Origin of the sequence: Mycolicibacillus koreensis, assembly GCF_002104795.1 — a bacterium.
Classification (GTDB): domain Bacteria; phylum Actinomycetota; class Actinomycetes; order Mycobacteriales; family Mycobacteriaceae; genus Mycobacterium; species Mycobacterium koreense.
In genome coordinates this window covers 23,294-30,300 of the sequence record NZ_NCXO01000043.1, presented here as the reverse complement: position 1 = coordinate 30,300, position 7,007 = coordinate 23,294, and the positions used below count along the sequence as shown (strand labels likewise).

Annotated in this window: 10 protein-coding genes; 9 read left to right on the top strand and 1 reads right to left on the bottom strand. The window is 72.4% G+C overall.

Annotation, left to right across the window (positions count from 1 at the left end):
- The coding region (locus tag B8W67_RS16235) for a DUF4328 domain-containing protein (RefSeq protein ID WP_207567707.1) at window positions 1–957 on the bottom strand (957 nt) is incomplete at its 3' end.
- Between the two features lie 411 nt (window positions 958–1,368).
- Here B8W67_RS16235 and B8W67_RS20955 point away from each other — a divergent pair.
- From B8W67_RS20955 to rraA, 9 genes are all read left to right on the top strand, one after another.
- A complete protein-coding gene (locus B8W67_RS20955) occupies window positions 1,369–1,533 on the top strand; it encodes a hypothetical protein (RefSeq protein ID WP_163797262.1) in 165 nt (54 codons plus the stop codon).
- 149 nt (window positions 1,534–1,682) lie between these two features.
- Window positions 1,683–2,306: a superoxide dismutase gene (locus tag B8W67_RS16230; protein ID WP_069393065.1), complete on the top strand. Its 624-nt coding sequence runs from the start codon at window positions 1,683–1,685 to the stop codon at window positions 2,304–2,306.
- A 281-nt stretch (window positions 2,307–2,587) separates the two neighbouring features.
- Entirely contained in the window at window positions 2,588–3,295 is a 708-nt protein-coding gene (locus tag B8W67_RS16225; protein ID WP_085304999.1) for a TMEM165/GDT1 family protein, read from the top strand.
- 310 nt (window positions 3,296–3,605) lie between these two features.
- Window positions 3,606–4,004 (top strand): helix-turn-helix transcriptional regulator, encoded by a 399-nt coding sequence (locus B8W67_RS16220; RefSeq protein ID WP_069393067.1) that lies wholly within the window; start codon window positions 3,606–3,608, stop codon window positions 4,002–4,004.
- 78 nt (window positions 4,005–4,082) lie between these two features.
- Window positions 4,083–4,739, top strand: coding sequence for a DUF6474 family protein (locus B8W67_RS16215; RefSeq protein WP_069393068.1), 657 nt, complete (start codon window positions 4,083–4,085; stop codon window positions 4,737–4,739).
- Between the two features lie 61 nt (window positions 4,740–4,800).
- Window positions 4,801–5,463, top strand: coding sequence for a YcnI family protein (locus B8W67_RS16210; protein WP_069393069.1), 663 nt, complete (start codon window positions 4,801–4,803; stop codon window positions 5,461–5,463).
- Complete coding sequence (locus B8W67_RS16205; RefSeq protein WP_069393070.1) at window positions 5,460–5,984, top strand: copper resistance CopC family protein; 525 nt, start codon at window positions 5,460–5,462, stop codon at window positions 5,982–5,984. Before B8W67_RS16210 ends, B8W67_RS16205 begins: the two co-directional genes overlap by 4 nt.
- A 76-nt stretch (window positions 5,985–6,060) precedes the next feature.
- Window positions 6,061–6,516 (top strand): Rv3852 family protein, encoded by a 456-nt coding sequence (locus B8W67_RS21575; RefSeq protein WP_069393071.1) that lies wholly within the window; start codon window positions 6,061–6,063, stop codon window positions 6,514–6,516.
- Between the two features lie 4 nt (window positions 6,517–6,520).
- Window positions 6,521–7,000: a ribonuclease E activity regulator RraA gene (gene rraA / locus B8W67_RS16195; RefSeq protein WP_069393072.1), complete on the top strand. Its 480-nt coding sequence runs from the start codon at window positions 6,521–6,523 to the stop codon at window positions 6,998–7,000.
- The last annotated feature ends 7 nt before the right edge of the window (window positions 7,001–7,007 follow it).

Genomic DNA, 7,007 nt, shown 5'->3' with positions numbered 1-7,007 from the left:
GGGCTCGGCGGGAGGATCGGTATCGCCGGCGGGGTCGACGACGACCCACCGGTGGGCCGGGCGGGCGGCGGTCACGGCGCCGAACCCGGCATGGACCCGGGCCAGCAGCCACAGCGTGAGCAGGGCCAGCAGATAGGTCACCACCATCGCCATGATGTTGTTGGCGATGCCCTGGGCGTCGCGCACCCAGCGGGTGGCGGTGGCGAACAGCGCCGCGCCGGTGGTCACCGCCCACGCGATCCACCAGAGCCGGATCGGGGCGCGTAGCCGCCGTTCACGGCCCTCCAGCCGGGCCAACTCGATGAGGAACACCGGCGCCCAGAACAGGTTGACCACCGGCACCAGGCAGCCCCAGCGCACCGCGGCGGCGCTGCGGGTCGCGGGCCGGCCGGCGGCGTCGAAGGCCGCGCGGCGGCGGGCGACCAGCCACTGGGTGGCGACCACCGCGACCCCGATCAGCGCGACCAGCGCAGCGGAGCCGGCCAGCACCGGCAGCCACACCCCGCCGGCGGAGACGGCCGGGTGCAGCAGCCGGCTGCGGTTGATGATGAGCAGCAGGTACTGCGCGGCGTAGGCGATCGCGGCGGCACCGACGGCGATCGCCGCACCGCGCAGCCACCGCCGCAGTGTCGCGTCGGCGACCACCGTGTCCGGGTCGCTCCAGCGCGCCCACAGCGACCCCGCCCCGGACGGCGGTGCGGCTGCGGCGGGCACCCACCGGTCATCGAGGCTCCAGCGCGGGATCACCGGGTAGCGCGGCGTGGGGCCCAGCGGCGGTCGGCGGTGCTCACGGCGCGGCGGGGCGCCGGGGCGCACCGCGATCCACCGGAACCCGGACGGCAGCCGCATCGGGGGCGGGCCAGCCGAGACAGCCGGGGCGACCGGGGCCGGTGGGGCCTGCGGGGCCAGCAGGGCGCCCCGGCAGCGCGGGCACCACTGGCGCTGCCGGTCGCGCACATTCCACCGGGTACCGCACTGAGAGCACCGCTGGATCACCGTCTCAGGGTAACGGCCGTTGCCCGCTCCCGCCGCGACGGTGCGCCGCGGCGGCGTCGTACGGCCCGACAGCTACTTTCCGGTATCCACAGTTTCCACAGGTTTATCCACAGGACGGCGGGGGCCGGTTCGCGCCGATCTCCGCGCTCACAGGCCCTACGGCGACCCGACGCTGTGGACAACACGCCGGATCCGACCGCGCCGCGGCGCCCGGCGTGCCGCCCCGGCGAGCGAAATCGGTAGCCCGGCAAATCACCGTGGCCTCCGCCGGTCGACCGATTTCGCTGGCCGCCGGACGATTGGCTATGATGGCCATCACAGTGTTTTTGTGAGCCACTTCACGGCAGTCGGGTTGAACATCGAGGTCAGGACATGGTGTTGAGGGAGACCGCATCGATCGGGCCGCAGCCGGGCCACAGCGCCGCCTGGCCGTCGGACCCCGCCGCCTGCAACCGTTCCTACGTGCTCGCCGGGGTGCGCGCCGGGATCATCGCGCTGGGACTGCTGGTGATGCTGACCCTGGTCGTGCTGCTCTGACACGCCGCCCGCAGGGCCGGCGCCCCCGGGGGTGCAGAGCCGCGCCTGCCCAACCCCGGCGGCGGTGACTAGGCTGGAAATGCGCCACGGTGTGAGCGTGCGCACCAGGAATTGAACCCAGCCCTGTGTTAACCGACGGAAGGAATCTCGTGGCTGACTACACCCTCCCCGACCTGGACTACGACTACAGCGCCTTGGAACCGCACATCTCGGGCCAGATCAACGAACTGCACCACAGCAAGCACCACGCCGCCTACGTCAAAGGCGCCAACTCGGCGCTGGCCGCGCTGGAGGAAGCCCGCGCCAACGACGACCACTCGGCGATCCTGCTCAACGAGAAGAACCTCGCCTTCCACCTCGGTGGGCACGTCAACCACACCATCTGGTGGAAGAACCTCTCACCCAACGGTGGCGACAAGCCCACCGGTGAGCTGGCCGCCGCCATCGACGACGCCTTCGGGTCGTTCGACAAGTTCCGCGCGCAGTTCACCGCCGCCGCCAACGGGCTGCAGGGGTCGGGCTGGGCGGTGCTCGGCTACGACACCCTGGGCAGCAAGCTGCTGACCTTCCAGCTCTACGACCAGCAGGCCAACGTGCCGCTGGGCATCGTGCCGCTGCTGCAGGTCGACATGTGGGAGCACGCCTTCTACCTGCAGTACAAGAACGTCAAGGCCGACTACGTCAAGGCGTTCTGGAACGTGGTGAACTGGGCCGACGTGCAGGCACGGTTCGCCACCGCCACGTCGAAGGCCAGCGGTCTGATCACCGGCTGACTCCCGTAACGCTACCGGCGGCGCGGACCCGAGCAGGAGGGGTCCGCGCCGCTGTCGTTGGGGTCCGGCGCGGCGGTGGCCGAGGCTGCGATCACCCGCTAGCCTGGACGCGTCAGCGAAGGGGAGTAGCCCCCAATCGTCGGGTCGACACACTGGCCGCAGGGCCCGGCCGGCGAACCGAGCGCGCGAGGCCCGGTGGGCGAGACCTTCGACCACAGGTGGCAGGGCCGTCGCCGCACGGCCGCCGCCGGCGCGTCGGAAGGTCTCGGAGACTCCCCAGCATGCTCACCGCGATTCTGGTCAGCCTCGGTGTGGTGTTCCTCGCCGAGCTCGGCGACAAATCCCAACTGATCACGCTGACCTACGCACTGCGGCATCGCTGGTGGGTGGTGCTCAGCGGGGTCGCTGTGGCGGCGCTGGCCGTGCACGGCATCTCGGTGACCGTCGGGCACTTTCTCGGCACCACCCTGCCCGAGCGGCCGATCGCGGTTGCCGCGGCGGTGGCGTTCTTCGCCTTCGCCGCGTGGACGTGGCGCGAAGGCGAGTCCCGCCCCGAGGACGCCCCGACCGTCTCCGAACCCCGGTTCGCCTGGTTCGCGGTGGTCTCGTCGTTCCTGCTCGCCGAACTCGGCGACAAGACGATGCTGGCGACCGTGGCGTTGGCCAGCGACCACGACTGGGCCGGGGTGTGGATCGGGGCGACGGTGGGCATGGTGGCCGCCGACGCGGTGGCGATCGTGGCCGGCCGGGTGCTGCATCGGCGACTGCCCGAGCGGTTGCTGCACGTGCTCGCCAGCCTGCTGTTCTTGTTGTTCGGGGTCTGGATGCTCACCGCGCGGGCCTTGGGAGCCCCGACACCGCTGGTGCTCGCGGCGCTGGGTGCCACCGGGGCGGCGGCCGCACTCGCGGCGCTGACCGCCGCGCGGCGCCGCCGCGCCACCATTGACAGCAAACTCACAAATAACTCAGACACCGGCCGCTCGGCGTGACCCTGCTAGCTGGCCGGCGCGCTGGCCGCTGCCGTTCGGAGCCCCGGAAGGCGACCGGAACCGGATCCGTCGGATCACCACCCCCGGTATTTGGCCAGTAAATATCGGTCAATCGTCGGCACCGCCCACCACAAGTGTGCTTATGGTGAGCAATGGAGGCGGCAGCTGCTAACTTCTGCAAACTTCGCACTTGGCTGTGAGCATCCGCATCGCTACGATGATCAGCAAAGATTTGGTTCACCCAAGAATTCGTTCACCGCGATTTCGTTCACATCGTTCCCTCTATTCGGGCCGCTGGGAGGTCTCCCCGATGAGCACGTCGTTCGCTGCTCGCCTGAACCGCCTGTTCGACACGGTGTATCCGCCCGGGCGGGGCCCGCACACCTCGGCGGAGGTGATCGCCGCCCTCAAAGCCGAAGGGGTGACGATGTCGGCGCCGTATCTGTCGCAGCTGCGCTCGGGGAACCGGACCAACCCGTCATCGGCCACCATCACCGCGTTGGCCAACTTCTTCCGGATCAAGCCGGCGTTCTTCACCGACGACGACTACTACCGCTCGCTGGACGTCGAGTTGTGCGCGCTGGCCGATGTCCGCGACGACGGCGCCCGCCGGCTCGCCGCACTGGCCAACGGGTTGTCCCCGCAGGCCCAGCAGGAGCTGCTCGATCGGGCCCGGGAGTTGCGCCGCCGCGAGGATCTCGACGGTTAGCGCGCCTTCCCCGCCGGCCGGCGGCACCGGCCCGTTAGGGTTGGCGCAAGCGATCGAGAGACCGGGAGGCGTCCGCGAATGGGTCTGTTCCGTCAGCGCAAAACCCGCGCCCAGCGCCGCGCCGAGGCGCGCGCGCTCAAGGCGCGCGCCAAGCTGGAAGCCAAGCTGGCCGCCAAGAACGAGGCCCGCCGGTTCAAATCGACGCAGCGCGCCGAGGCCAAGGCCCTCAAAGCGCAGCTGAAGGCGCAGGCCGACAGCGACCGGGCGGTGCAGAAGGCGGCCCAGACCCAGCTCAAGGCCGTCCAGGAAGGCAAGCTGCTGTCCCCGACCCGGATCAAGCGGCTGCTGACGGTGTCGCGGCTGTTGGCCCCGGTGGTGATCCCGGTGCTCTACCGCGCGGCCACCGCCGCCCGCGGCTGGGTCGACCAGCGCCGCGCCGACCAGCTCGGGATCCCGCTGGCCCAGGTCGGCCAGTACGCCGGCCACGGTGCGCAGCTCTCGGCGCGGATCGCCGGGGCGGAGAAGACGCTGCGCGCGGTGCAGGACAACCGGCCCAAGGACGCCGAGACCAAACAGTTCGCCGCCGCGATGACCGCGCGATTGGCCGAGCTGGCGGCGGCGGTCACCGCCGCGCAGAACATGCCGGCGCAGCGTCGACGCACCGCCCATGCCGCGATCGCCGCCGAACTCGACGGCATCGACGCCGACCTGCTGGCCCGGCTCGGGCTGACCTGACCCCGCCGGCCCGGACCCGCCGGCACCCGCCCCGACAAGCCCCGACAGCGAGGACACCGTTATGCAGTTGCACTTCCCGCGCGCCCTGGCCGCCCTGGCCGCCGCCGTGGTGTTCGGCGCCACCACCGGGATCGCCACCGCCGCCGCCCACGTCACCGCCAGCAGCGACAACGCGGTGCGCGGCGGGTATGCCACCGTCACCTTCGCGGTGCCCAACGAGTCGGAGACCGCCGCGGCGACCACCGGGCTGCGCATCACCCTGCCGGACGTGGCCGCGGTGCGCACCGAGACGATGTCGGGCTGGACCGCGGTGCTCGACCGCGACCCCGCCGCCGGGACCGTGCGCGCAGTGACCTGGACCGCCGCGCCGGATGCGGGCATCCCGGCCGACCAGTTCGGGCTGTTCCGGATCTCGGTGGCGCTGCCCGACAGCGACACCGTCACCTTCCCGGCCGTGCAGACCTACGCCGATGGCACCGAGGTCGCCTGGGATCAGCCGCCGCTGCCCGACGGCTCCGAGCCCGAGCACCCGGTGCCGACGTTGGCGCTGACCGCCGGGCCGCCCGCCCATCACGATGCGCACAGCGTGGACGTGACCGCCGCACCCGGGCCGGCCGCCGAGAACACCGGCGGTACGGACAACACCGCACGCTGGCTCGGCGGGGCGGCGCTGCTGGTGGCGGCCGCCGCGGTGGGCGTGGTCGTGGCCCGGCGGCGATCGTGACCGCGTCGGCGCGCCTGGCCGGGGCGGTGCTGGCACTGGCCGCCCTGCTGGTCGGCGCGCTCGGGCTGGCGGGGGTGGCCGGCGCCCACGCGGTGCTCGTCTCCACCGCCCCGGACCGTGACGCCGAGATCGCCGCCGGCCCGCAGCGGGTGAGCGCGACGTTCAACGAGAAGCTGCAGACCACGTTCGCGGCGATGAACGTCATCGGCCCCGACGGGGAGCACCTGTGGTCGACCGACGACGTGCAGGTCGACGGCCCGACGGTCAGCGTCGGGCTGCGCCCCCTGGGTCCCGCCGGCGACTACACCGTGCACTACCGGGTCACCTCCGCCGACGGGCACGTGGTCTCCGGGGCCTGGACGTTCACCCTGACCGAGGAGGGCTCCGGCACCCCCGGTCCGACGGTGACCTCCCCCGGCTCCGGCGACGGCCTGCCGATCTGGCCGTTCGTCGTCGGGGCGGTCGCGCTCGTCGGGGGCGCCCTGGCGTGGTCGGTGGTGTCGTCGCGGCGACGAACCTGACACCGCCCGCGGCGGGGCTGGCATGATGGTCACCGTTCCCGGTGTAGGTGACGAGCAACGACAAAGGAGCGCCCCCATGGCAGACTCGCCGGATCGGCCTGACGAGACCCCGCGCCCGGCCGACCAGCCCGCGCAGCCGCCCGCCGACAAGCCCGCACCTCCACCGCCGGCCGAGTCCGCGGCACCGCCGCCGGCGAAGAAGGCCCCCGCGAAGAAGGCGGCGGCCAAGAAGGCGCCCGCGAAGAAGGCGGCGGCCAAGAAAGCCCCCGCCAAGAAGGCCCCGGCGAAGAAGGCCCCCGCCGCCAAGGAAGCCCCGCCCGCCACCAACGGCGCCCGCGACCTCGTCGACGGCGCCAAGCAGGCCGCGGCGCAGGCGAAGAGGACCGTGGAGACCGCGAACAACCCGGTGCCGACACCGCGGCCGGCACCGTCACCGGAGTCCTCGGCCCCGGTGGTGCCGCTGGCGGTGGCCGCGCTGGTGAGCCTGCTGGCGCTGCTGTTGATCCGCCGCGTCCTGCGCGACGACGACTGAGCCGGTGGCGATCACCTTTCGGCCGACCGCCGACCTGGTCGATGACATCGGCCCCGACGTGCGCAGCTGCGACACCCAGTTCCGACAGTTCGGGGGCCGCAGCGAATTCGCCGGACCGATCACCACGGTGCGCTGTTTCCAGGACAACGCGCTGCTCAAGTCGGTGCTCGGCGAGCCCGGCAACGGCCGGGTCCTGGTGGTCGACGGCGACGGGTCGGTGCACACCGCCCTGGTCGGCGACCTCATCGCCGAGTTGGGCCGCTCCAACGGGTGGGCGGGGCTGATCCTGCACGGCGCGGTGCGCGACTCCGCGACCCTGGCCACCCTCGACATCGGGATCAAGGCGCTGGGCACCAACCCGCGCAAGAGCTCCAAGACCGGCGCCGGGGAGCGCGACGTCGACCTGCGGTTCGGCGGGGTGACGTTCTGCCCCGGCGAGATCGCCTACAGCGACGACGACGGGATCGTCGTCACCGCAGGCTGACCCGGCG